The sequence below is a fragment of the Trinickia symbiotica genome (assembly GCF_002934455.1).
In the GTDB taxonomy this organism is placed as follows: Bacteria; Pseudomonadota; Gammaproteobacteria; order Burkholderiales; family Burkholderiaceae; genus Trinickia; species Trinickia symbiotica.
In genome coordinates this window covers 94,861-118,158 of sequence record NZ_PTIR01000009.1, presented here as the reverse complement: position 1 = coordinate 118,158, position 23,298 = coordinate 94,861, and the positions used below count along the sequence as shown (strand labels likewise).

At 64.5% G+C, this 23,298-nt stretch carries 22 protein-coding genes; 8 read left to right on the top strand and 14 right to left on the bottom strand.

The features are described from left to right. Nucleotides 1–6 precede the first annotated feature (6 nt). Both fdhA and chrA read right to left on the bottom strand, forming a co-directional pair. Nucleotides 7–1,206 (bottom strand): formaldehyde dehydrogenase, glutathione-independent, encoded by a 1,200-nt coding sequence (fdhA, locus tag B0G57_RS14920; RefSeq protein ID WP_026229766.1) that lies wholly within the window; start codon nucleotides 1,204–1,206, stop codon nucleotides 7–9. Between the two features lie 209 nt (nucleotides 1,207–1,415). Beyond that, complete coding sequence (chrA, locus tag B0G57_RS14915) at nucleotides 1,416–2,651, bottom strand: chromate efflux transporter (protein ID WP_026229767.1); 1,236 nt, start codon at nucleotides 2,649–2,651, stop codon at nucleotides 1,416–1,418. Nucleotides 2,652–2,802: 151 nt separating this feature from the next. Between chrA and B0G57_RS14910 the strand changes: the two genes are divergently transcribed. Both B0G57_RS14910 and B0G57_RS14905 read left to right on the top strand, forming a co-directional pair. Beyond that, nucleotides 2,803–3,147 carry a hypothetical protein gene (locus tag B0G57_RS14910; RefSeq protein ID WP_018441199.1) on the top strand — a complete coding sequence of 115 codons (345 nt, stop codon included), beginning with the start codon at nucleotides 2,803–2,805 and terminating at the stop codon, nucleotides 3,145–3,147. A gap of 136 nt (nucleotides 3,148–3,283) precedes the next feature. Then, entirely contained in the window at nucleotides 3,284–3,676 is a 393-nt protein-coding gene (locus B0G57_RS14905; protein ID WP_018441200.1) for a DUF4148 domain-containing protein, read from the top strand. Between the two features lie 153 nt (nucleotides 3,677–3,829). On the opposite strand, the gene B0G57_RS14900 is transcribed toward B0G57_RS14905, so the two are convergent. Further along, entirely contained in the window at nucleotides 3,830–4,414 is a 585-nt protein-coding gene (locus B0G57_RS14900; protein ID WP_018441201.1) for a hypothetical protein, read from the bottom strand. A 565-nt stretch (nucleotides 4,415–4,979) separates the two neighbouring features. On the opposite strand from B0G57_RS14900, the gene B0G57_RS14895 reads away from it, so the two are divergent. After that, nucleotides 4,980–5,258, top strand: a complete 279-nt coding sequence (locus B0G57_RS14895) for a hypothetical protein (protein WP_018441202.1) — start codon at nucleotides 4,980–4,982, stop codon at nucleotides 5,256–5,258. Between the two features lie 4 nt (nucleotides 5,259–5,262). Here the strand turns inward: B0G57_RS14895 and B0G57_RS14890 are convergent, their stop codons facing one another. From B0G57_RS14890 to B0G57_RS14865, 6 genes are all read right to left on the bottom strand, one after another. Continuing rightward, complete coding sequence (locus tag B0G57_RS14890) at nucleotides 5,263–6,249, bottom strand: CorA family divalent cation transporter (RefSeq protein WP_158256619.1); 987 nt, start codon at nucleotides 6,247–6,249, stop codon at nucleotides 5,263–5,265. A 139-nt stretch (nucleotides 6,250–6,388) separates the two neighbouring features. Beyond that, on the bottom strand, nucleotides 6,389–8,206 hold the full coding sequence (gene glmS / locus B0G57_RS14885; protein WP_018441204.1) for a glutamine--fructose-6-phosphate transaminase (isomerizing): 1,818 nt from the start codon (nucleotides 8,204–8,206) through the stop codon (nucleotides 6,389–6,391). An 85-nt stretch (nucleotides 8,207–8,291) separates the two neighbouring features. Beyond that, complete coding sequence (glmU, locus tag B0G57_RS14880; RefSeq protein WP_018441205.1) at nucleotides 8,292–9,650, bottom strand: bifunctional UDP-N-acetylglucosamine diphosphorylase/glucosamine-1-phosphate N-acetyltransferase GlmU; 1,359 nt, start codon at nucleotides 9,648–9,650, stop codon at nucleotides 8,292–8,294. A 121-nt stretch (nucleotides 9,651–9,771) separates the two neighbouring features. Next, the gene (gene ttcA, locus B0G57_RS14875; protein WP_018441206.1) at nucleotides 9,772–10,821 is read right to left on the bottom strand and encodes a tRNA 2-thiocytidine(32) synthetase TtcA; all 1,050 of its coding nucleotides are present in this window, start codon (nucleotides 10,819–10,821) and stop codon (nucleotides 9,772–9,774) included. Beyond that, the gene (locus tag B0G57_RS14870) at nucleotides 10,818–11,219 is read right to left on the bottom strand and encodes a dihydroneopterin aldolase (RefSeq protein WP_018441207.1); all 402 of its coding nucleotides are present in this window, start codon (nucleotides 11,217–11,219) and stop codon (nucleotides 10,818–10,820) included. Before B0G57_RS14870 ends, ttcA begins: the two co-directional genes overlap by 4 nt. A gap of 64 nt (nucleotides 11,220–11,283) precedes the next feature. Continuing rightward, nucleotides 11,284–12,117 (bottom strand): SDR family oxidoreductase, encoded by an 834-nt coding sequence (locus tag B0G57_RS14865; RefSeq protein WP_018441208.1) that lies wholly within the window; start codon nucleotides 12,115–12,117, stop codon nucleotides 11,284–11,286. A 13-nt stretch (nucleotides 12,118–12,130) separates the two neighbouring features. On the opposite strand from B0G57_RS14865, the gene B0G57_RS14860 reads away from it, so the two are divergent. Next, nucleotides 12,131–13,351: a class I SAM-dependent methyltransferase gene (locus B0G57_RS14860; protein WP_018441209.1), complete on the top strand. Its 1,221-nt coding sequence runs from the start codon at nucleotides 12,131–12,133 to the stop codon at nucleotides 13,349–13,351. Here B0G57_RS14860 and B0G57_RS14855 read toward each other — a convergent pair. From B0G57_RS14855 to B0G57_RS14840, 4 genes are all read right to left on the bottom strand, one after another. Beyond that, nucleotides 13,348–14,580, bottom strand: a complete 1,233-nt coding sequence (locus B0G57_RS14855) for a multifunctional CCA addition/repair protein (protein ID WP_018441210.1) — start codon at nucleotides 14,578–14,580, stop codon at nucleotides 13,348–13,350. The two genes, B0G57_RS14860 and B0G57_RS14855, sit on opposite strands and share 4 nt — an antisense overlap. 6 nt (nucleotides 14,581–14,586) lie before the next feature. After that, nucleotides 14,587–15,240, bottom strand: a complete 654-nt coding sequence (locus tag B0G57_RS14850) for a glutathione S-transferase family protein (protein ID WP_018441211.1) — start codon at nucleotides 15,238–15,240, stop codon at nucleotides 14,587–14,589. A gap of 60 nt (nucleotides 15,241–15,300) precedes the next feature. Continuing rightward, entirely contained in the window at nucleotides 15,301–16,257 is a 957-nt protein-coding gene (locus B0G57_RS14845) for a complex I NDUFA9 subunit family protein (protein WP_026229768.1), read from the bottom strand. Between the two features lie 99 nt (nucleotides 16,258–16,356). Further along, complete coding sequence (locus tag B0G57_RS14840) at nucleotides 16,357–18,330, bottom strand: lytic transglycosylase domain-containing protein (RefSeq protein ID WP_018441213.1); 1,974 nt, start codon at nucleotides 18,328–18,330, stop codon at nucleotides 16,357–16,359. Between the two features lie 20 nt (nucleotides 18,331–18,350). Here B0G57_RS14840 and B0G57_RS14835 point away from each other — a divergent pair, with 20 nt between their 5' ends. After that, nucleotides 18,351–18,950 (top strand): 5-formyltetrahydrofolate cyclo-ligase, encoded by a 600-nt coding sequence (locus B0G57_RS14835; protein WP_026229769.1) that lies wholly within the window; start codon nucleotides 18,351–18,353, stop codon nucleotides 18,948–18,950. 38 nt (nucleotides 18,951–18,988) lie between these two features. Here the strand turns inward: B0G57_RS14835 and B0G57_RS14830 are convergent, their stop codons facing one another. Next, nucleotides 18,989–20,626: a gamma-glutamyltransferase family protein gene (locus B0G57_RS14830; protein WP_018441215.1), complete on the bottom strand. Its 1,638-nt coding sequence runs from the start codon at nucleotides 20,624–20,626 to the stop codon at nucleotides 18,989–18,991. A 195-nt stretch (nucleotides 20,627–20,821) separates the two neighbouring features. Here B0G57_RS14830 and pxpB point away from each other — a divergent pair, with 195 nt between their 5' ends. The 3 genes from pxpB to pxpA are packed head-to-tail and all read left to right on the top strand — an operon-like array spanning nucleotide 20,822 to nucleotide 23,295. Continuing rightward, nucleotides 20,822–21,475: a 5-oxoprolinase subunit PxpB gene (pxpB, locus tag B0G57_RS14825; protein ID WP_018441216.1), complete on the top strand. Its 654-nt coding sequence runs from the start codon at nucleotides 20,822–20,824 to the stop codon at nucleotides 21,473–21,475. Next, a complete protein-coding gene (locus tag B0G57_RS14820; protein WP_018441217.1) occupies nucleotides 21,472–22,521 on the top strand; it encodes a 5-oxoprolinase subunit C family protein in 1,050 nt (349 codons plus the stop codon). Before pxpB ends, B0G57_RS14820 begins: the two co-directional genes overlap by 4 nt. 21 nt (nucleotides 22,522–22,542) lie before the next feature. After that, nucleotides 22,543–23,295 carry a 5-oxoprolinase subunit PxpA gene (gene pxpA, locus B0G57_RS14815; protein ID WP_018441218.1) on the top strand — a complete coding sequence of 251 codons (753 nt, stop codon included), beginning with the start codon at nucleotides 22,543–22,545 and terminating at the stop codon, nucleotides 23,293–23,295. Nucleotides 23,296–23,298: the final 3 nt, after the last annotated feature.

Here is a 23,298-nt window from a genome sequence, read left to right as displayed (position 1 = left end):
GCATCGTCAGGCGGCTTTGAGCAACCCGTGCGGGTCGATGACGAACTTGCGCGGCGCACCGCCGTCGAACTGCTTGTAGCCTTCCGGCGCGTCGTTGAGCGAAATCACCGTGACGTTGACGATGTCCGCGATCGGCAGCCGGTCGAACAGAATCGCCTGCATCAGGTTGCGGTTGTACTTCAACACGGGCGTCTGGCCCGTATGGAACGAGTGCGACTTCGCCCAGCCGAGCCCGAAGCGAATGCTGAGGCTTCCGTGCTGCGCGGCGACGTCCTTCGCGCCCGGATCGTCAGTCACGTAGAGCCCGGGAATGCCGATCGCGCCGGCAGGCCGCGTGATTTCCATCAGCGAATTCAGCACCGTCGCGGGCGCTTCTTGCGAATGGCCCGACGCACCGTGCCCGTGCGCTTCGAAGCCGACACAGTCGACCGCGCAATCGATTTCCGGCTTACCGAGGATCTGCGCGATCTGCTCGCCGAGCGTCGCATCCTTCGACAGATCGACGACTTCGAAGCCCATCGCTTTCGCGTGTGCAAGACGCGCCGCGTTCATGTCGCCGACGATCGTACATGCCGCGCCCAGCAGGCGTGCCGATGCGGCCGCCGCCATGCCGACCGGTCCCGCGCCCGCGATATAGACCGTCGAGCCGGGTTTCACGCCCGCTGTCACCGCGCCGTGATAGCCCGTGGGCAAAATGTCCGAAAGACACGTGAGATCGCGAATCTTCGCCATCGCCTGATCGCGGTCCGGGAACTTCAGCAGGTTGAAGTCCGCATACGGCACCAGCACGTACTCGGCTTGGCCTCCGATCCACCCCCCCATGTCGACGTAGCCATAGGCTCCGCCCGCCCGCGACGGGTTCACGTTCAAGCAAACCCCCGTATGCTGCTCCTTGCACATCGCGCAGCGTCCGCACGCAACGTTGAACGGGACGGACACGAGATCGCCGATCTTCAGCGTCTCGACGTCATGGCCGACCTCGATTACCTCGCCCGTGATCTCGTGGCCGAGCACGAGCCCGACCGGCGCTGTCGTGCGGCCGCGCACCATGTGCTGGTCCGAGCCGCAGATGTTCGTGCTGACCACCTTGAGAATGACACCGTGGCCGATCGAGCGCCCGCTCGGGTCCACCATCTTCGGATAATCGATCTTTTGCACCTCGACCTTGCCCGGCCCGAGATACACGACACCTCGATTGCTACTCATCGCACTGTCTCCTTTCCGTTCTATGGCGCTGTCGCACGCCGGCTGCAAGCGTGGCTCGTCGAGAGTAGTCCGGAACGAAGGGGGAACGGGAGACAAAACCCGACAGACGTTTGAACGGTGCCGACATCGGGTTCGCGGCGCCGATGCATGCGCTTCAGGCATGCATTGCGAGGAACGAGGAACGAGGAACGAGGAACGAGGAACGTACCTCAGTGAAGTACAACTTCGCCGATTGTGGCCAGCGCGCAGAATGCGACGACGAGGAGCGGAGGCACTTTCCAGCGGGCCAGCAGGAAAAAGCCGATGACGGCGATGGCGAAATCGACTTTCGTGAGAATGGCGCTGGTCCAGACCGGTGTGTACAGCGCAGTCGCGAGCAAGCCGACGACGGCCGCGTTGATGCCGGCGAGCATGGCGGCCATCGAGGGGCGCGAACGCAACGCCTGCCAGTAGGGTAACGCCGCAATGACGAGCAGCAGCCCGGGCAGGAAGATGCCCACAATGGCGATCAGCGCGCCCATGGCGTGGCTCGGTGTTCCTGCCAGCATCCAACCGAGAAAAGCGGCGAACGTAAAAAGAGGCCCAGGGACGGCCTGAGCGGCACCGTAGCCAGCAAGAAAGACGTTCGGCGTCACCCAGCCCGTTGCGACGGTTTGCTGCTGCAACAGCGGCAGCACGACGTGGCCACCGCCGAAAACGAGCGCGCCGGAGCGGTAGAAAGCGTCGAAGAGTTTGATCGCATGGCTTGCGTCTACTGCGGCCAACGTAGGAAGCCCCGCAAGGAGCACGCAGAAGAGCATCAATGCAACGGCGCCGGCAGTGCGCGAGACCCGGAATACGAGAACGTGTTGCGGCGGCGTTACGGCCATCGGCGATCCCGTTGTCTGACATAACGCAATGCCAAGCGCCGCGCCAATGACAATGACGATCAATTGAGAATAAGCGGTCGTCATCACGCTGAGCAGTACCATGGCGATGAGCGCGATGGCCGCGCGGCGGTGGTCTGGACACAGACGTCGGGCCATGTCCCAGACAGCTTGCGCGACGACGGCGACAGCGACGATTTTCAGGCCGTGAATCAGGCCTGTGCCGAGCGGACCTGCGAGGCTCGGCGCAATCGCGGCGAAGGCGATCAGCAAGATGACCGATGGCAGCGTGAACCCGCACCATGCGGCGAGTCCGCCGAGCCAGCCGGCTCGCAGCAGGCCTATCGAGAATCCGACCTGACTGCTGGCGGGACCCGGCAGGAATTGGCAAAGGCCGACGAGGTCCGTGAAAGTTTCGTCGTCGAGCCAGCGGCGTCGCTCGACGAACTCGCGGCGGAAGTAGCCGATATGAGCAATCGGACCGCCAAAAGACGTCAACCCCAACTTGAGAAACACTGCTAGAACCTCGGGCGCTGAGGCGATGCGAGTAGCGTGCGGTGATGTCGTAGGAGTTTCCATTTGCTCCGGCATGGTTAATGCATTTAATCCGCGAATCGGTATTGTCTACGAGAAGGGTCCTGCGCGCCGCCGCGCGCTCCCCTACGCCGCTCCGTCATGGCAACGCCGACTCATTCCATTCGAGACAGCAAGTGTCTATCGGGTAGTCGATATGCGAACCATCCTCAACCGGCTGCATCACTCGCGCTGGTGCGCCGCTCCTGTCATTGCAACGCTGCTTGCGGGAAGCGCCTACGCCGTGGGCGCTTGTCCGAAGTTTGTCGAGCTGAGCTCGGGCACCATATTCAGCGTGGCGGATCTCATTTCCGACACCGGCTCGCCCGAAGCCGCACTGCGTGAGGTGCGCGCAGCGCTTGCAGAGACGAACGCAGCCGGCGGTTGCCGTCGGGCTAACGATCGTAACGCCTGTGAGGAAACGCTGGCGGTCACGCGCAAGGCGATATCCGCGTTGGAGGAATGCACTGCACCGCATTTGCCTCGCCAAAAGGTCGAATAGCAGCGCTACCCCCGCGCGCAGATCGTCTTGAACGGCGACCATGCGTTAACCGTCCCTTAAGCTCGCGGTGCCATGCTCGTATCAACGGTTGCGGAGATCTCTCTTCGCAGCCGCAACTGATACGGAGGTACCTATCATGGACGGCAAGATCAAGGCCATCGCTATTGCGATCGCACTGGCCGTACCGGCCGTTTCGTTCGGTCAGCCATCGAACGGGCCGCTGACCCGCGCGCAAGTGAGAGCTCAGTTGATCCAGCTCGAACGCGCCGGCTACAACCCGGCGGAGGGCAATAGAGGATCGCACTATCCGCGAGATATCCAGGCGGCGGAAGCGCGCGTTGCAGCGCAGAACGGCACCAGCGGGACGAGCGGCATGGCAACGGGGATGGGTGGAACGACGACAAGCGCATCGGAGTCGGGGCATCAAACCCACACCTCGAGTTGGATCGGTGGAACGACGACAAGCGCTTCGGAGTTGGGGCATCAAACCCACACCTCGAGTTGGAATCCGATGTACCGGCACCATTGAGGTGGTGGCGCCGGTGATCACACGCACCAACTTCTATCATCGGCGTCGCGCAAACTTCCCGGGGGGAGCGTGCGGTTTGCGATAGTGGACGCGCTCGCCCCGGTCAGCGAAATCAAAGGAGCTCTGCCGTAACGCAGCGCGACTCGGATTGCTTTATCGCTCGCGACCTCGCTCCCCGTCGACTCGCAGAGAAACGGTGCTTGTCTGGATCGCCAAGTCACACCCTCCAGCGCAACTCGTTCCGTCAGCAGCGGACGGCCCCGTGGCGACGTGCTGCGCGCTCGTGACGCTGTACAGTTGATTGCCGTGGTCGAGGACGATGAGCTTGGTAGTAATCGTTCGTTTGCCATTGCCGATATTGACGACTAGCTCGCCGGTGCAGTCGGAATTCACGGTGTACGAGAGCGTCTCGTCGGTCTCGAAATCGGCTGGCGCGCCGGGCAGTCGCGTTCCATTGAGCATCACGAAGTCTTTCTGAGTCCCTGCCCCGTTTCCGTCGAAGGTTTGGAGCGCAATTCCGTCGATAACACCAGCAACTGCAAAGCGGTGGAGCGTCTGGTTCGGCGCGGTTCCGGTGAGGACTCCAAGCAATTCGGCGTGGATCTTCGTGCCGTACGTTCCTCTCAGGCTCGCTACCGTGCATGCGTCGTTATCCTGAGCGAAAGCCAAGTTGTTTAGCGACAACAGTGCAATCGCGGTTACTGCCACCTTATTCAAGTAACTGTTGGACATCTTCATCTCCTTTTATCTCCAAAATCGGTCAACGCAAGTCACCTGCACTGCCGTGCAGATCACCCACGACGTCACGGCACTGGTCGTCATCAGCGCAATACGCTGATGGCGGCCTGCCCCCGGTTGCTTCGGTTTTGGTGGGAATTTTCCAGCGATGGAGCTCGTTTACGCGGTGTACGGCGCACGCTGCTCGGCGAACGCTTGGAGTCAAATGCGATTTTTGGAGTATTGCAACTCGTTTTAGCCCGACCGTAATGGCACGGCCAGACAAAAACGAGCGTGATTAGCCGTCTGCGTTCTGATGAGAGATGTCCCCAAGCAACGCGATTCGATAGCTTGTAGCGCGGGGACTCGTGCCGAACGCAGCTGTTGGTTTCGAGCGTCGGCAGCAATGATGAATGTGTTTGCCGTGAGCCAACACTTCCCGCCTCTGCTTACGGGTCTGGTGTCAGTAGCACGCGTCGAAACGCTTGCACCGGAAGAGACAAGGGCCTGCTCGCCAGCTTTGGCACAGTGAGTGCAGAAGGATTGCGAACCGAGCATCAAACGGCCGACATTGCGAGAAATTGCCATGGACCACACCATCGATTCCGAAATCCATCACCTGGAGCGCGTTCTATCGCTCGAGATAGCTCATCAGGTGTTCAGCATCGACTACTGGCGCGGTAGAGTGACGCAGCTCACGACGGCCAACGGTTTGGTGGCCGCGCAGATGCTGAGGCTGCAGCGGCTTCTCGACTTTCTGGAGGACCGCGAACGCGCCGCTGTCAGCGCTCCGGAGGGCGCAGGCAACGGCTCCACGCGAGCGGGGATACGCTGTATGGAATGGTGTCGGCGCCGCGTCGCGTAATCCTTCACATCAGCCCCCGGCGTTTGAACCAGACGATCGTGACGACAACGGACGATATGGGCAGGAGGACGCCGAGGAGCCCAAATGCAACGGGATTGTTGACTCTCTCGATCATCCAGTTGAAATTCATGCCGAAATAGCCCGTCAGAAAGGTGATCGGCAGAAAGATGACCGACACGACTGTTAAGCGACTGATTTGCTCGCTTTGACGCTGCGCGATCGCGGTCGCGAAATGCTGAATGATCTCCGCGCCCCAACGATACCGCTCCTGGAGTCGGTGCTGTACGTCTTCCACCTGTTCGGCATAGTCATTCAGTTCCGCCGCACCCCTTTGGTCCATCCCCGGCATGGCCTCGATGCCGACGGTGGCTGATTTCACGGCAATGCTGTAACGATCAATGCTCGCCCAAGCAGTGTGCAACCGCTGGATACGACTGCTCAGGCTTCTGAAATCAATGGCGGTCGGATTCCGCTCGAACTGCACGTCAGTTGCCTGAAGCTGACCGTCGATTTCACTGACTGCATGTTCCAGTATTCCGAGTAGCAATTGCAGCACGATCGCGGCAGCACGATAAGGAGTCCCTTTCAACTGCCCAACGCGCTCGGCAAAACCTGTCATCGCTCCGTCTAGGGTGGCGGCGTCACCGTTCCAAATGGTCAGGATGAAGTTCCGCGTGCGTAGAAGGTGAATTTCGGTAAGGCCGCCGTTCGCCTCTTTGGCAAGCCATGTGACCGCACGCAATTTTTCGCGGTTGATGGTGATCCGGCCGGCTTGTCCAAAGCGCTGTGCCCATTCCCTATCGGTGTCTTCAAGCCCGAGTTGCTGCAATAGATCGGCTTGCGTGGGTTTCTCGCCGCCGACAATGTCGATCCAAAACAGGTCGTCGGAATCCAGCCACTTCGGCAGATTGGCTCCGTTTTCCAGTTCTTCGACCCCACGAACGCTCGATATCCTCGCAAGAGGGAAAGACGCTTCGTGCATTTGTTCCATAGGACCTCCCGTGAGGCGGATTAGGCACATCCGGCCGCGAGGAGATCGACATCATTGAGCCGGCCGTGCGCGGACTGCGGGCGCGCGAGTGGTGGTATCAGATTCGAGACCAGTACCATTCGCGACGCAAATACCCCCCTCACTCCACCGTCACCGACTTCGCCAAATTCCGCGGCTTATCGACATCCGTCCCGCGCGCACACGCCGTGTGATAAGCGAGCAACTGCAGCGGCACGACGTGAAGAATCGGCGAGAGCATCCCATAGTGCTCGGGCATCCGAATGACATGAATACCCTCGCCATTGACGATGCGTGTATCCGCATCGGCAAACACATAAAGCTGCCCGCCTCGCGCCCGCACCTCTTGAATATTGGACTTCAGCTTCTCGAGCAGCGCATCGTTCGGCGCGACCGTCACCACCGGCATCGCCTCCGTCACGAGCGCGAGCGGCCCGTGCTTGAGCTCACCGGCCGGATAAGCCTCGGCGTGAATATACGAAATCTCCTTGAGCTTCAACGCGCCTTCGAGCGCGATCGGATAGTGCATGCCGCGCCCGAGGAAAAGCGCATTCTCCTTGCGCGAAAACTCCTCCGACCAAGCGATGATCTGCGGCTCGAGCGCGAGCACGCTATTGAGCGCCGCCGGCAAATGCCGCAAGTGCTTCACATAGTCAGCCTCGGCCGCGGCATCGACATGTCCGCGCAGTTTCCCAAGCGTCACCGCGAGCGAGAACAACGCGACGAGCTGCGTCGTGAACGCCTTCGTCGAAGCAACGCCGATCTCCTGCCCGGCCCGCGTGAGAAACGCCATCTCGGTCAGCCGCACCATCGCGCTCGTCGAAACGTTGCAAATCGAGAGCGTATGACGATGCCCGAGCTTCTGCGCATGCTTCAACGCAGCCAACGTATCGGCGGTCTCGCCCGATTGCGAAATCACCACGACGAGTGCCTTCGGATTCGGCACGGAATCGCGATAACGATACTCGCTCGCAATTTCCACCTGCGTCGGAATCTTCGCGATCGATTCGAGCCAATACTTCGCCGTAAGCCCCGAGTAATGGCTCGTGCCACACGCGAGAATCAGGAGGCTGTCGATCTCGCGAAATGCCGCTTCGGCCGCATCGCCGAAGAGCGGCGCGTCGAACGTGTCCGTCTGTGGCACCGTGTCCGCAATCGCGCGCGGCTGCTCGAAGATTTCCTTCTGCATGAAGTGGCGATAGGGTCCAAGCTCGACGGCCCCGCCGTACGCATGCACGGTGCGGACCTCGCGCTCCGCGTCGCGGCCTTCGCGGTCGCGAATGCGCACGCCACCGAGCGTCAGTTCGGTCACATCGCCTTCTTCGAGGAAAACGAATCGCTCGGTGCTGCCCGCGAGTGCAAGCGCGTCCGATGCAAGGAAGTTCTCGCCTGCTCCTAGCCCGACGACGAGCGGCGATCCTTGTCGCGCACCCACCACGGTATTCGGCTCGTTCTTGTGCACGACGGCTATCGCATAGGCACCGTGCAATTGCTTCACGGCCTCGCAAACGGCGTCGTACAGGCTGCCGCGGTAAAGACTGTGAATCAAATGCGCGATCACTTCGGTATCGGTCTGCGTGACGAACTCGTAGCCCTTGCCGCGCAACACCTCTCGCAGCGACTCGAAGTTCTCGATGATCCCGTTGTGCACGAGTGCGACCGCATCGCGCGAGAAAATCGGATGCGCGTTATCGGTGACGGGCGCTCCATGCGTTGCCCAACGCGTATGCGCGATGCCCGTCACGCCCTCGAGGCGCGCCTCGCCCACTTGGGCGTCCAGATCGGCCACTCGCGACACGCTGCGCGCACGGTGCGGCTCGCCGCCCGCCAGCACGGCCACGCCGCACGAGTCGTAGCCGCGATACTCGAGCCGGCGAAGTCCTTCGATGAGGACGGAAACGATGTTACGTTGCGCAACCGCGCCGACAATGCCGCACATGGGTCGTTCCTTTTTCGAGTGATGCTGTTGCCGTTTCGGCGGGCGCGCTTCGTGGGCGCGCCGGCTCGCGAGACGGTCAGCCGTTTCAGCCTTTTTTCTTCACGGGACGCGTGTAATCGCGCGTCTTCTGCGTCTTCTCGTTCAGCACGAGCGTGCCCTCGGGCACGTCCTTCCAGACGGTCGTGCCCGCAGCGATCGTCACGCCGCGGCCCACGCGTACAGGCGCGACAAGCTGCGTATCAGAGCCGACGAAGACGTCGTCTTCGATGATGGTGCGATGCTTGTTCGCGCCGTCGTAGTTGCAAGTGATCGTGCCCGCGCCGACGTTCACGCGCGCGCCCACGTCGGCATCGCCGATGTACGTCAAATGATTGGCCTTCGAGCCCGCTCCGATGATCGCGTTCTTCACCTCGACGAAGTTGCCGACATGCACTTCATCGGCCAGCGTCGCGCCCGGTCGCAGCCGTGCGTACGGGCCCAGAACGGCTTGCGCGCCGACCGTCGCGCCATCGATATGCGTGAACGGCTCGACGCGCGTCCCGGCACCGATCGTCGCGTTGCGTAGCACACAGTGCGCCCCGATCGTCACGTCGTCGGCAAGCGTCACGGCACCTTCGAAGAGGCAATTGATGTCGATCGATACGTCGCGCCCGCACGTGAGCGTCCCGCGTACGTCGAGCCGCGCGGGATCGGCGAGCGTCACGCCCGCCTGCAGCAGCGATTCGGCGATATTGCGCTGGTGTATCCGCTCGAGCTCGGCGAGCTGCGCCTTGCTGTTCACACCCAGCGTTTCCCATTCCTGATCGGGCTGAGCCGTGACGATCTCAAAGCCCGCTTCGATCGCGCGCTCCACCACATCGGTCAAATAGAACTCGCCCTGCGCGTTATCGTTCTTCAGCGAGCCGAGCCACATCGCGAGCTGGCCCGTCGGCGCGACGACGATGCCGGTGTTGATTTCGGCGATGCGCAGTTGCTCGGGCGTCGCATCCTTCTGCTCGACGATACGCACGACGGAGCCGGCGGAATCGCGCACGATCCGGCCGTAACCGTGCGGATCGTCGAGCGTGACCGTCAGGACTCCATAACATCCGTCGATGGCCGCATCGACGAGGCGCTTCAACGTGGAGGCCTTCGTCAGCGGCACATCGCCATAAAGCACGAGTGTCGGCTCGGCCGGATCGAGCAGCGGCAACGCCTGCCGCACGGCATGGCCCGTACCGAGCTGCTCGGTTTGCAGCGCGAACCGGATGTCGGGCGCGGCAACGGCCTCTTGCACGGCTTGCGCGCCGTGCCCCACCACCACGACGATGCGTGAGGGATGAAGCGCTCGCGCCGTATCGATCACATGGGACAAGAGCGGCCGGCCGGCCAAAGGATGGAGCACTTTCGGCAACGCCGAACGCATGCGCTTGCCTACACCTGCGGCCAAAATGACGATGTTCATTGCGTCGGCGATAAAGTCGGATTCAAGGGAGCGATTTTAGCATCGCGTCGTGCGCCTTCATGTTGGGTGACGCACGGCACGAAGCGCCGCGGCGAGGCGCAGAAGAACAATCGCCGCGCCTTCAGAGATCGTCGAACTGGGCGAATGAAATCCGCTGCGCGCCCGGCTCGTCGCCGCCACTCGCTCCCGAGTCCGCACTACCGGCGCTCGTCGAGCAAGGGTCGTCGTCGAACGCGATATCGCCGAGCGGATCGGCGGTGCCCGTCGCCCGCAAGCCCGAAAACGGAAAAAGATTCGCATCCATCAGATGCGAAGGGACAACATTCGCCAGCGCGTTGAACATATTGTCGACGCGCCCCGGAAAACGCTTCTCCCATTCGCGGATCAGCGCCTTCATCTCGGCCCGCTTCAAGTTCGGCTGAGAGCCGCAGAGGTTGCAAGGAATGATCGGGAAATCGCGCAGTTCGGCATATTTCTCGAGATCGGCTTCCTTCACATAAGCGAGCGGCCGGATGACGATGTTCTTGCCATCGTCCGACTGCAGCTTGGGCGGCATGCCCTTCAACTTGCCGCCATAAAACAAGTTCAGCAAGACGGTCTGCAAGATGTCGTCGCGGTGGTGCCCGAGCGCGATCTTCGTCGCCCCCAGCTCGCCGGCCACGCGATAGAGAATGCCGCGCCGCAGCCGCGAGCACAGGGAGCACGTCGTCTTGCCCTCTGGCACGAGGCGCTTGACGATACTGTAGGTGTCCTGATTTTCGATGTGGAAGGGCACGTTGCGGCTCGACAGATACTCGGGCAGCACATGCTCGGGAAATCCGGGCTGCTTCTGGTCGAGGTTGACCGCGACGATCTCGAAGTCGATCGGCGCGCGGTCTCGCAGACGCAGCAGGATATCGAGCAGCGCGTAGCTATCCTTGCCGCCCGACATGCAGACCATCACCTTGTCGCCCTGCTCGATCATGTTGTAATCGCCGATCGCCTGGCCGACCTGGCGCGCAAGCCGCTTGAAGAGCTTGTTGTTCTCGTAGGCTTCCTTCTGCTCGCGGCGCGTGATCGGGCGGCTCGTGCCGCGCGCGTCGCCGCTGACCTCGGCGGCCCCGTGCTCGCCACGCGCGGCGCGTTCTTCCGTCGTCTCTCGTGCGATGGATACCGTCTCGGGCGCGTTCATGCCTGGTCCTCTTTGAAGCGAAAGATTTCGACGCCCACGGCGTCGCAATCCGGATAGACGTCGGGCTTTTCCGTCGATATGCAAACCGCGCGCACTTGCGGATGCGCGAGCATGGCCTCGGCGACGTCGTCGCAAAGCGTCTCCTGCAGGTGGATGTGTCCCTTGCCGACGCGGTGCGCGATCGTCGCGCGCATGAAATCGTAGTCGACGACCTCGTGCAACTTGTCTTCGACGGGCGTCGTCTCCTTCAACGGCACGAACAGCTCCACGTTGATGACGACGCGCTGCTCGCCGCGCTTCTCGAACTCGTGCACGCCGATGTTGATGTAAACCTCGTAGTTGCGCAGAAACAGCCTGCGGCAATCGGCGAGCCGGGGGTCCAAAAGAGCGGCAACCATGTTCGTTCCATCCAAAATGTTCGCGCCTCGCTAGAGCGACGGCGCAAAGCGGCTCGTGCGCGACTTACTGCGCCAGAAACATCACATCGCGCGGCAGCGGCACGAGGTGCTGACCGCCATCCACCAGCAACGTCGCCCCGGTCATGCCGCGCGCCTCGGCGAGATAGCGCGCCGCGGCAACGATATCCTCGAGCTTCGTCGCGCGGCCGAGCGGCGTTACACGGTGCGCGGCGGCGAAGCTCTCAGGCGTCTGGTCACCGGATTGCAGCGTCAGCCCGGGCGCCAACCCGACGATGCGCACTTTCGGTGCCAAGGCCTGCGCAAGCGTCACGGTCGCGGTCTGCAGCGCCGCTTTCGTCAGCGTGTACGACAGATAGTCCGGGTTCAAGTTATAGAGCTTCTGATCGAGCACGTTGATGACGACCGAGCGCAACGTCTCATCCTCGCGCGCCGCCTCGGGGGTTGCGTCATACAGCTTGCGCGCGAGCACGAGCGGCGCGCCGACGTTGACGGCCATCAGCCGCAGCAGCATCTCGTAGCCGACGTTTTGCGCGGTGTCTTCCTCGAAAATCGAGGCGTTGTTGACGACGCAAACGGGCCGCCCGAGCGCCGCCGTGCATGCCGGCACGAGCTCGGCGACGGCCGCCTCGACGGCAAAATCGGCATGAAGCGCGCAGGCACGGCGGCCGAGCGCCCGAATCTCGGCGACGGTCGCTTCGGCCTCGGCGCGCGCGCCACCGTAATGAACGGCCACGTCCCAGCCCGCCGCCGCGAACCCGAGCGAGAGCGCACGGCCGATCCGCCGGGCGCCACCGGTCACGAGGACGACGCGGCCCGTCGCAGCGGCCTGTGAGGAGGCGGCGTCAGTGCCGGTACCGGATTCGGGAAACGCGCTCATTTACAATGGCCACATGATTCACAATACTCACGAACCCGATAGTTTACCTGTTCCCGACGCTAACGCGCTCGCGGCCTCGGCGGCGCTTGTCGGCCTGATTCGCGAAGAGATTGCCGCCGCGGGCGGCTGGCTCCCCTTCGACCGTTACATGGAACGCGTGCTGTACGCTCCGCGCCTCGGCTACTACAGCGGCGGCGCGCGCAAGTTCGGCCGCGGCAGCGGCGACGGCAGCGACTTCATCACCGCGCCGGAGCTTTCGCCGCTTTTTGCGGCCACGCTCGCCCGGCCGCTTGCGCAAGCGCTCGAAGCAAGCGGCACGCGCCACCTGATGGAGTTCGGCGCCGGCACGGGAAGGCTCGCGGCAGGGCTTCTCAATGCGCTTGGCGCGCTCGGCGCGGAATTCGACAGCTACTCGATCGTCGAGCTTTCGGGCGAATTGCGCGAACGGCAACGCGAAACGATCTCGAAGCTCGCGGGCCCGCTCGCCTCGCGCGTGCGCTGGCTCGATGCGCTGCCGGACCGGTTCGAAGGCGTCGTGCTCGGCAATGAAGTGCTCGACGCTATGCCGGTCAAGCTTTTCGCGCGCGCGGGGGGAATCTGGCACGAACGCGGCGTGGCGAAGAGCGGCGACGGCGGCTTCGCCTTTGAAGATCGGCGGGCAGGCGAGGCAGGTCTCGATTTGTGCGAGCTCGACGCGGCGCTGCTGGCCGAAATCGATGCGGAAACCGACGTCGGGACTGACTACGTGACCGAAACGCACGCCGCCGCTACCGGCTTCACGCGAACGGTATGCGCGATGCTGAAACGCGGCGCGGCGTTCTTCGTCGATTACGGCTTTCCGCGCCGCGAGTACTACCACGTCCAGCGCACGGAAGGCACGCTGATGTGCCACTACCGGCATCGGGCCCACGGCGATCCCTTCGTCTATCCGGGCCTTCAGGACATCACGGCGCACGTGGAGTTCACGGGCATCGCCGAGGCCGGCGTGGAAACAGGGGCGGATCTGCTCGGATACACGTCGCAAGCGCGGTTTCTGATGAATGCCGGGATTACCGAAGCGCTAGGCGAGCTCGATCCGGCCGATCCGGCACGCTTTCTCCCGGCCGCCAACGCCGTCCAGAAGCTGCTGTCGGAAGCGGAGATGGGGGAGCTCTTCAAGGTGATCGCCTTCTCGCGCGGTCTCGACGGTACGCTCGACGCGTTCGCGCGCGGCGATCGATCGCACACGCTCTAACGGAGCGCCGCCTCCACCGCCTCCACGCGAGCGCGGTGCACCGCCTCCTTGATCTTCGAAGGCTTGTCGGCGTACTGCTGCGCAACGGCTCCCGCATCGACGCCGCGCGCGGCCACGAGGGCTACCCTTAGCCGCTCCGCCTGCGGATACTCGCGCGTCTCGAAGCCGAGCCGCCCGCGCGCATCGGCCTCGCATGCCTGCAGCGCCTCGGCGAACCGCGCGGGCTTGCGCAGTGCGTCGGAACGTTCGAAGAGCCGCACGAGCGCAGCCGCGCCCATCTCCATCACGCGATGAATGTTGCCGTGCTCGCGGGCGACGAGCACCGCGAGATCCCGGCATTCATTGGGCACGCGCAAACGCTCGCAAAGCCCCTTCAACAGATCGACGCTGCGCATTTCGTGGCCGATATGGCGAGGCAATACGTCCTCGGGCGTCGTCGCCTTGCCCAGATCGTGCGTGAGCGCCGCGAAACGCACGGGCAAGGCATAGCCGCGCGCGGCCGCATGGTCGACGACCATCATCACGTGCACGCCCGTATCGACTTCGGGGTGGTAGTCGGCGCGCTGCGGCACGCCGTACAACGCGTCCACTTCGGGCAGCACGCGGTTGAGCGCGTCGCACTCGCGCAACGTCTCGAACATGCGCGACGGCTTTTTTTCCATCAGCCCGCGCGAGATCTCCTGCCACACGCGCTCGGGCACGAGCGCATCGACCTCGCCGGCCGAGACCATCGTCTTCATCAAAGCGAGCGTTTCGGCTGCGACGTGAAAGTCATGAAAGCGTGCCGCGAAACGCGCAAGCCGCAGGATGCGCACGGGATCCTCGACGAACGCGCGCCCCACATGACGAAACCGCTTCGCGGCGAGATCGGCCTGCCCGCCGAAGGGGTCGATCACGGGCCCCGACAGCTCGCCGTCGGGCCGCAGCTCACGCGCCATCGCGTTGATCGTCAGATCGCGGCGCTCCAAGTCCTGCTCGAGCGTCACATCGGGCGCGTAGTAGAACTGGAAGCCGTGATAGCCGGCCGCCGTCTTGCGCTCGGTGCGTGCGAGCGCATATTCCTCGTTCGTCTGCGGGTGCAGGAAAACGGGGAAATCCTTGCCGACGGGGCGAAACCCTTGCGCGATCATCTGCTCGGGTGTCGCCCCGACGACGACGTAGTCGCGGTCCACCACGGGCACGCCGAGCAATTCATCGCGGATGGCGCCGCCGACTGCGTAGATCTTCATTGAAGTTCAAGCAAGGATGCTGTCGTATTTGTCGATACGGTGCGTTTCGCTGAGCGCCGCCTCGATCCACTCGTTCACGGCCGGCAACGCCGTCACGCGGCCGGCGTAGGCACTCGCGGCCGCGGAAAGCTTCGGTGCGTACGAATTGAAGCGCATGACGACGGGCGCATACATCGCGTCGGCAATACCGAACGCGGCGCCGAAGAGGAACGGGCCGCCATGGCGCGCCAGACACTCGGACCAGATCGCGTCGATCCGCGCGACATCGGCCAGCGCCGCCGGCGTACCGCCGATACCGGGCCCCTTCGCGCGGATGTTCATCGGCATCGCCGAACGCAGCTCGCCGAAACCGCCATGCATCTCGCTCGCGATCGAGCGCGCGTGCGCACGCATCGCCGCATCTTCGGGCCAAAGGGAGCGGTCCGGATAGCGCTCGGCGAGCGTCTCGAAAATGGCGAGCGATTCCCAGATCGATTGGCCGTCATCGGTCACGAGGCACGGCACCTTCCCCGACGGTGAATATTCGCGGATGCGCGCCGCCGAATCGGCCCGATCGAGCTCGATGAGCACTTCCTCAAAAGCAATGCCGGCGTGCCGCATGAGCACCCAAGGCCGCATCGACCACGACGAATAGTTCTTGTCAGCGATTATCAGTTTCATCGATCACCTTAACGAAGACGGACGGAGAAACAGGTTCAGGAGATGTTGCCGAATGGGATACTACCGGCCCGCCGTCGTCCGAAAAGTACTGAAACGCGAGCCGAACGACGCATTGCCGAGATAGGCGGGCGCGATCGCCTCCATGCTCGCCGGCTCGACGCCGAGCTCGGGCGCAAGCGGCCCGCGCATGACCGAATCGATCTTCATCGAATCGAGATTATCGCGCGTGATGAGCGGTGCGCCCGGTAGCAGCTCGAACGTCATCGCCTGCATATAGGCAAACGCCTCGGGCAGCCGCACCACGCGCGCGTGCCGCCCCGTCGCCTCGCCGCAAAAACGCACGATTGCCTCGAGCGAATAAACGGAAGGCCCGCCGAGCTCATACATCCGGCCCGTGGCCGCGTCGAGATCGAGCGTATTGACGATGGCCCTCGCCACATCGCCGACGAACACGGGTTGAAATTTCGCGTCGGGCTTCGCGAGCGGTATCACTGGAAAAAACCGCTGCAGCAGCGCGAATGTATTGAGAAAGCGATCCTCGGGCCCGAAGACGACCGACGGCCGAAAGATCGTCGAAGCAATCCGCATCGCGCCGCGCACGGCCTTCTCGCCATCGCCCTTCGAGCGTAGATACATGCTCGGCCCTTGAGGGTCCGCACCGAGCGCGCTCAAGTGGACGAGCCGATGCACGCTCTTGCCCTCGCAGGCCGCGACGATTTTCGTCGGCAACTCGACATGGAGCCTCGCGAACTCGGGGCCGTACGGATCGCATCGTCCGCCTTGCAAGGTGCCGACGAGATTGACGACGGCATCCGTTCCCTCCACGAACCGGGCAAGATCGACGGGATCGAACACGTCGACCTCGATGACGTCGAGCGGCAGCAGCGTCAGGTGCCGCGCGTTGTCGCGGCGGCGTGTCGCGATGCGCACCCGCTTGCCGGCCGCGACGAGCGCGTTGGCGAGATGACTGCCGATGAAGCCGGAGCCGCCGATCAAAGCAATCGATTCATGTCGCATCTTCGCCTCCTGACGCAGCGCCGCCAAGCCGTCGCGCCCGAATGCGCCATGCATCGCCGATCACCCTGGGCGCGGGCCCGGAGCGAGCGCATCAAAGCATCACTGCTCGGGCAGAATGACGCCGAGCCGCGCCTTCAGCGATTGAGGACGGCCTTCGAACAGCGCCGCATAATAGACGGTGTTGGACATCACGTTCTTGACGTAGTCGCGCGTTTCGTTGAACGGAATCGTCTCCGCGAAAATGGCACCGTCGACGGGACGCGTCAACGCTGCCCGCCACTGGCGCGGACGGCCCGGCCCGGCGTTATAGCCGGCCGTGGCGAGCACGGGCTGGCCGTCGAACTGATTGTAGATCATCGACAAATAACTCGTGCCGAGCAGGATGTTCGTGTTGATGTCGCTCAGCTGCTCGGCCGTGACGGGCCCGAGCCCGATCTTCTTGGCAACCATGCGCGCCGTGGCCGGCATCAGCTGCATCAAGCCGCCCGCGCCGACGCCGGAGCGCGCATCGATGATGAAGCGCGACTCCTGACGGATGAGACCGTAGGCCCATTCGACGTCGAGCCCGTTCGTCTGCGCGTCGCGCTCGACGATATCGCGGAACGGCGACAGATAGCGCAACGAGAAATCATGCTCGGCCTGCGTGCGATCGGCCGTGTTGACGGTGCGATCGTAGAGCTCGATGCGGCGCGCGTATTCGGCGACGGCGAGCAGTTGTCTATCCGTCATGCCGCGCAGCGGCCAGTTCCATTCGCGATTGCCTTCCAGCCGCAAATTGAGCGCATAAAAGCGCCGCGCGAGTTCGAAGCCCGGCGTCTTGCTCGCGGCGTCGACTTCCGCGTCGGTCACGACTGTCTTCGGCGGCAGCGTGATCTTGCGGCCCAGCTCTTCGGCCGCCAGTTGACCGTAGAAGTCGAAGCGCGAGGCGATGCGCTCGAACTCAGCGTTGGCCGTCGCGGTGTCGCCGGCCTGCTTCAGCGCGCGCGCGTGCCAATAGATCCAGGCCGGCCGGGCACGCAGTGCCTCGGGCATCTGCTCGATCGACCAGCGCACCATCGTCCAATCGCCGGCCAAAAGCGCGCTGCGCGTGCGCCACTCGTAAGCCGGATACGAGAGCGGCGCGTTGGCCGACAGGCGGTACCAGTCGACGGCGCCCGGCACCTGATGCACGGCGGCCTGATAGCCGATCGTGCCCCAGCCGATCGCGCGCTCGGCGAGCGACAGCGACGGCGCGATCGTCGCGAACGCGGCCGCGGCGGTGGCGGCGTCGTTGTGCGCCATCTCCGTGATCGCGAGCAACGCGAGCTGGTGCGAAGCGGCATCGATGCCCACCCCGCGCGCGAGCACGAGGGGCGGCGCGCTCGTCGCCTGATCGATCAGCGTCGGATCGGGCCGCGCCGTGCCGAGCGCGTCGAAGAGCCGGCCGCCCGTCGTGGTCGCGCCTTGCTCGTAAGAAAGGCGAATCTGCTGCCAGACGTCGTCGGACGTGAATTGCCCATTGATGGCCAGCGCCGTGACGAGATCGACGCAGCCGTCGCCATACCAGCGCGGCTCGACGAGCAATGCGCGCGCCGCCTCGGCCACGCTCTCGCCGCGCGCGGCGCGCGATTCGAGCGCGTAGCATTTCACCTGCGTGTCGTCGTTGAGGACGAAACGCGCGTATTGCGCATCGAAGTTCTTCCAGTCGTGACGCCCCCCGAGCACGACGAGGTAGTCGTTGCGTAGACGATCGGCGATGGCCTCGCCGTCGTGACGCTGCAGGAACGAAAGCACGGGCGCATCGGGCGCGTCGAGCCGTGCATGGCCGGAGCTGTCGAAGAGCTGCGGCTTGATCTGGAAATATTCGACGTACGACGGTGCCGGATAGTCGGGGATCATGCTCGCGAGCTGCGCCGCGCGCGCCGCATCGTTGTTGCGCGCCGCTTCGCGAAGCTGAACGAAGATCTGATCGTCTGTCAGCGCCGAGGGAGAAGTGCTGTGACGCCCGGCGGACGCCGTGGCGCACGCAACGAGTGCCGCCGCGGCGAGAGCGGAGCAAGCCGCGCGATATACTCGAAAAAGGCGATTCGACATCTTGGATCGTGGAGCAAAAATTGAGCGAAAGCATAGCACGCAACCCTGCCGAAAAATCGAAAGCCGAATGGCGAAAAGCCTTGCGCGAAGCGCGGCTCGCGGCGGCCGCCGAGAACGGCGCCGAGATCGCCTTGAAGGCCGCGATGCTCGATGTGCTGGCTCGCTACGAGCCGCGTACGGTCGGCTTCTATTGGCCGCTCGCCGGCGAATTCGATGCGCGCGGCGCGCTCGCCGAATGGCTCGCGGGCGATGTCCGCAGGCAGGCCGCGTTGCCCGTCATCGCCGTGAGAGGGCAGGCGCTCGCGTTTCACGCATGGAAGCCCACGACGCCGATGCGCGTCGGCGAGCACCGGATTGCCGAGCCGCAGGATACGCCCGCCGTGCTGCCCGATCTGCTCTTCGTGCCTTGCGTCGGCTTCGACGAAGATTGCTACCGCCTCGGCTACGGCGGCGGCTACTACGATCGCACGCTGGCCGCGTGGCCCGGCACCACGAAACCGGTGACGGCCGGCGTCGCGTTCGAAGCATGTCGTGTGACGGCGCTGCCGCGCGAGCCGCACGACGTGCCGCTCGACGCGGTCGTCACCGAACGGCGTGTGCGGATTCGATCCGCACGCTGACCTATAACGCCCGTCGAAGCAACCGGACGCCCGCGGACTCAGGACCCGGCCGCGATGCCGTCGCGCCGGCTATCGCTCGCCGCGACGTAGCCGTGATCGGGGTTCGCGCCGTCGAGACGCCAGATGAACTGTCCCGAGCCGAAATCCATGTAGGGATCGTCGACCGACTTCAGTCGATGCCCACGCGCCTGAAGTCCCGCGACCGTTTCGCGACTGATCGCCGTTTCGACATCGAGCGAGAAATCGCGATTGACCTTCCAGCGCGGCGCGTCGCAGGCCGCCTGCGGCTGCTGGCGATAGTCGAGCATGCGCACGACCGTCTGCAGATGGCCCTGCGGCTGCATATCGCCGCCCATCACCCCGAAGCTCATCACGCCTTCGCGCCGACCGTTCACGCGCCGCGTGAGAAAGGCGGGGATGATCGTGTGAAACGGGCGCTTGCCGCCCGCGACGACGTTCGGCGAGCGCGGGTCCATCGAAAACCCGCTGCCGCGGTTCTGCAGCGAGATGCCGTAGTCCGGCACGACGAGCCCGGAGCCGAACCCCATGTAGTTCGACTGAATGAAGCTCACCATCATGCCCTTCTCGTCGGCGGCCGAGAGGTAGATCGTGCCGCCCGCGCGCGGCATGCCGACATCGAACTGCGTCGCCCGGTCCGGATCGATGAGTTTGGCGCGCGCCGTGAGATAGGCGTCGTCGAGCATTTGCGCCGGCGTCACTTCCATCGAGCGCGGATCGGCCACATAGCGATAGACGTCGGCGAACGCGAGCTTCATCGCTTCGATTTGCAGGTGCTGCGACGCGACGCTGTCGAGCGGCAAGTCGCCGACGCCGAACTTCTCGAGAATGCCGAGTGCGATCAGCGCGGCGATGCCCTGACCGTTCGGCGGGATCTCGTGCACGGTGTAGCCGCGATAATCCTTCTCGATCGGCTCGACCCATTCGGCCTTGAACATGCGCAGATCCTCCTTCGTCATGGCGCCGCCGCACTGCGCGATAAAGGCCGCGATACGCTCGGCCAGTTCGCCTTCGTAGTAGGCGCGCGGCCCCTCCTTCGCCAGGATCCTCAGCGCGTGCGCATGGCCGGGAAACCGGACGAACTCGCCCGTCGTCGGCGCGCGGCCATGCGGCATGAACGTCGCGGCATAGCCGGGCAGGTCTTTCAGCTCGGGGACGGCGGCCGCCCACTTGTGCGCGACGACAGGGGCGACGGCGTGGCCGCGTTCGGCGATCTCGATCGCGCTCGCCATCAGGTCGGCGAACGGCAGGCTGCCGAAGCGCGCGTGCAGCGCCTCCCAACCGGCGACGACGCCCGGCACCGTGATCGAGTCAGGGCCGCGCTTCGGCTGGCGCGCGATGCCGCGCTCTTCGCCGTATTTCTTCCTGAAGTAGTCGACGCTCCACGCGGCGGGCGCGACGCCGGACGCATTGAGGCCGTGCAGCTTCTCGCCGTCCCAGACGAGCGCGAAGGCATCGCTGCCGAGGCCATTCGAGACCGGCTCGACGATGGTCATGACGGCCGCCGCGGCGATGGTCGCGTCGACCGCGTTGCCGCCTTGCCAGATCGCGCGCAGCCCGGCCTGCGCGGCCAGCGGATGCGAGGTGGCGACGACGTTGCGCGCGAAGACGGGCATGCGGACGGTCGGATAGGGGTTCTGCCAGTTGAATGTCGACATGGGAAGTGAAAGAAAAAGGAAAGCCAATCTAGTCAACGATTGCCCAAGCATAAGGCAATGCGCCGATTCGCCGCTGTTGAGCCGACGCCAAGCCGACGCCGCGCGCTTCCCCGATAATGTCGATCGTGCCGGCAAAAGGCGATGCCGCGTGCAGCGTCTTGAATGCCGATGCCCCCTATCGCCGAGACTGCGACCATGACCGCGCCCCGTATCTTCCCTTTCGGTGAAGCCGCGCTCGTCTGCGAAGCGCCGCCGCCGGCGACACTGGCCTGGCAGGAGCGCGTCTGGGCCGTCGCCGAAGCCGCGCGGCAGTGGCCGAACGTCGTCGAGGTCGTGCCCGGCATGAACAATCTGACCGTCGTTTTCGACCCGTTCGCCGCCGATGCGTCGACACTTGCTTCGATGCTCGCCGAGGCGTGGGAGCGCCCCGCGCAGGCGCGGCCGCCCGCGCGCGAAATCGAGATACCCGTGCAATACGGCGGCGAGTTCGGCCCCGATCTCGCCGATGTGGCCGCCCACACCGGCCTCGACGCCGAGGAGGTGATCAAGCGGCACACGCAAGGCGAATACGTCGTTTTCTTTCTCGGCTTCCAGCCTGGATTCGCCTATCTCGGCGGCCTCGACGCGGCGCTTCACACGCCGCGCCGCGCGGCACCGCGCATCGAGGTGCCGGCGGGGTCCGTCGGCATCGGGGGCGCGCAGACGGGCATCTATCCGGCTTCGTCCCCGGGCGGCTGGCAGTTGATCGGGCGCACCGAGGTCGCGCTTTTCGATCCGGCCCGCACGCCGCCGACGCTGCTGCAGCCGGGCGACCGCGTACGGTTCACGTTAGCGGGGTCCGCGCGATGATCGAAGTGCTGCGCGCCGGCGCAATTTCGTCGGTGCAGGATCTCGGCCGGCACGGCTACCGCCACCTCGGCATCGCGGCGGCCGGCGCGCTCGACACGCTGGCGCTCGAAGTCGGCAACCGGCTCGTCGGCAACATCCCGTCGGCGGCTGCGATCGAGGTCACAGTGGGCCCGACGGCGCTGCGCTTCACGGAAGCGACGCGCATTGCCGTGACGGGCGCGGAGTTCGGCGCAACGCTCGACGACGCGCCCGTTCCCGCATGGTGGAGCGTGCCCGTGCGCGCGGGGCAGGCGCTCGTTTTGCACGGAGCAAGGCGAGGCATGCGCGGCTACGTTTGCGTCCGCGGCGGCATTGACGTGCTCCCGATGCTCGGCTCGCGCAGCACGGACCTTGGCGCGCAGTTCGGCGGCATCGGCGGACGCTCGCTGCGAGAAGGCGACCGGCTCGCCGTCGGCGCGACGGTCGCGGGGGGCGGCGCGGCAGTGCCCATCGACGCACCGCCCGTCGGCGTCAAAGCGCCTGAATGGTGCCGCTTCGCGCAGGTCGGGCACGATCGCGTGCGGCGCGGCAAGCATGCGACCGGCGCCGAGCCCGGCGTTCCGATCCGCGTGCTGCGCGGTCCGGAATACGATAGCTTCGCGAACTCGGCGCACGAAGCGCTATGGTCCGAGGAATGGCGCGTGACGCCGCAAAGCAACCGTATGGGGTACAGGCTGTCGGGCCCGCAACTCGTGCGCGAGTCGCCCGGCGAGTTGGCCTCGCACGCGGTGCTGCCGGGCACGATCCAGGTGCCGCCGAACGGCCAGCCGATCGTGCTGATGAGCGATGCGCAAACGACGGGCGGCTACCCGCGTATCGGCGCCGTGATTCGTGCCGATCTCTGGCGGCTCGCTCAAGTCAGATTGAACGGCACGATTCGGTTCGTACCTAGTACGACTGAGGAGGCGCGTTTTGCACTCGGGGAGGAAAATGCCTATTTGCGGCAAATCGATGCGGCGATGGCCATGTATGAAGAGCGGCTGCAACGATCGGCACGCGCCGCTTGAGCGCAGTTCATAGAGGAAGTCATGGAAATCGATCTGAATGCCGATCTCGGCGAAGGCGGCGGTTCCGACGAGGCGCTGCTCGATCTCGTCAGCTCGGCGAACATTGCCTGCGGCTGGCACGCCGGCGGCGCGAACGCGATGCGCGACTGCGTTCGGCTCGCCCTCGCGAAAGGGGTCGCGATCGGTGCGCACCCGAGCTTTCACGATCCCGAGAATTTCGGCCGAAGGAAAATGGATCTGCCCGCCGACGACATTTACGCGGGCATCCTCTACCAGCTCGGCGCGCTCTCCGCGATCGCCCAGGCCCAGGGCGGGCGCGTCGCGCACGTCAAGCCGCACGGCGCGCTTTACAACCAGGCGGCGAGCGATCCCGACATCGCGGAAGCCATCATTTCGGCCGTGCACGACTTCGACCCGTCGCTCGCGGTGTTCGGCCTGGCCAACAGCCGTTTCATCGATACGGCCCGCGAGGCGGGGCTCATTGCGATCGAAGAAGGCTTCGCCGACCGCGGCTATCGTGACGACGGCACGCTCGTGCCGCGCAGCGAGCGCGGCGCGTTGATCGAAGGCGAGGAGGAAATGCTCGAGCACGTGCTTTCGATGGTGCGGGAAAAGCGCGTGCGCTCCGTGGATGGCCGCTGGGTGCCGCTCAATGTCCGTACGCTCTGCCTGCATGGCGATGGCGCGCACGCGCTCGAATTCGCAAGGCGGCTGCGGGCGACGCTCGAAGCGAACGGCATCGGCGTGCATGCGGTGTCAGAGGTACGCAGCTGAGCG

Coding starts and splice junctions, on each gene's coding strand:
- fdhA (WP_026229766.1), bottom strand. CDS start 1,206: ATGAGTAGCAATCGAGGTGTCGTGTATCTCGGGCCGGGCAAGGTCGAG.
- chrA (WP_026229767.1), bottom strand. CDS start 2,651: ATGGAAACTCCTACGACATCACCGCACGCTACTCGCATCGCCTCAGCG.
- B0G57_RS14910 (WP_018441199.1), top strand. CDS start 2,803: ATGCGAACCATCCTCAACCGGCTGCATCACTCGCGCTGGTGCGCCGCT.
- B0G57_RS14905 (WP_018441200.1), top strand. CDS start 3,284: ATGGACGGCAAGATCAAGGCCATCGCTATTGCGATCGCACTGGCCGTA.
- B0G57_RS14900 (WP_018441201.1), bottom strand. CDS start 4,414: ATGAAGATGTCCAACAGTTACTTGAATAAGGTGGCAGTAACCGCGATT.
- B0G57_RS14895 (WP_018441202.1), top strand. CDS start 4,980: ATGGACCACACCATCGATTCCGAAATCCATCACCTGGAGCGCGTTCTA.
- B0G57_RS14890 (WP_158256619.1), bottom strand. CDS start 6,249: ATGGAACAAATGCACGAAGCGTCTTTCCCTCTTGCGAGGATATCGAGC.
- glmS (WP_018441204.1), bottom strand. CDS start 8,206: ATGTGCGGCATTGTCGGCGCGGTTGCGCAACGTAACATCGTTTCCGTC.
- glmU (WP_018441205.1), bottom strand. CDS start 9,650: ATGAACATCGTCATTTTGGCCGCAGGTGTAGGCAAGCGCATGCGTTCG.
- ttcA (WP_018441206.1), bottom strand. CDS start 10,821: ATGAACGCGCCCGAGACGGTATCCATCGCACGAGAGACGACGGAAGAA.
- B0G57_RS14870 (WP_018441207.1), bottom strand. CDS start 11,219: ATGGTTGCCGCTCTTTTGGACCCCCGGCTCGCCGATTGCCGCAGGCTG.
- B0G57_RS14865 (WP_018441208.1), bottom strand. CDS start 12,117: ATGAGCGCGTTTCCCGAATCCGGTACCGGCACTGACGCCGCCTCCTCA.
- B0G57_RS14860 (WP_018441209.1), top strand. CDS start 12,131: ATGATTCACAATACTCACGAACCCGATAGTTTACCTGTTCCCGACGCT.
- B0G57_RS14855 (WP_018441210.1), bottom strand. CDS start 14,580: ATGAAGATCTACGCAGTCGGCGGCGCCATCCGCGATGAATTGCTCGGC.
- B0G57_RS14850 (WP_018441211.1), bottom strand. CDS start 15,240: ATGAAACTGATAATCGCTGACAAGAACTATTCGTCGTGGTCGATGCGG.
- B0G57_RS14845 (WP_026229768.1), bottom strand. CDS start 16,257: ATGCGACATGAATCGATTGCTTTGATCGGCGGCTCCGGCTTCATCGGC.
- B0G57_RS14840 (WP_018441213.1), bottom strand. CDS start 18,330: ATGTCGAATCGCCTTTTTCGAGTATATCGCGCGGCTTGCTCCGCTCTC.
- B0G57_RS14830 (WP_018441215.1), bottom strand. CDS start 20,626: ATGTCGACATTCAACTGGCAGAACCCCTATCCGACCGTCCGCATGCCC.
- pxpB (WP_018441216.1), top strand. CDS start 20,822: ATGACCGCGCCCCGTATCTTCCCTTTCGGTGAAGCCGCGCTCGTCTGC.
- B0G57_RS14820 (WP_018441217.1), top strand. CDS start 21,472: ATGATCGAAGTGCTGCGCGCCGGCGCAATTTCGTCGGTGCAGGATCTC.
- pxpA (WP_018441218.1), top strand. CDS start 22,543: ATGGAAATCGATCTGAATGCCGATCTCGGCGAAGGCGGCGGTTCCGAC.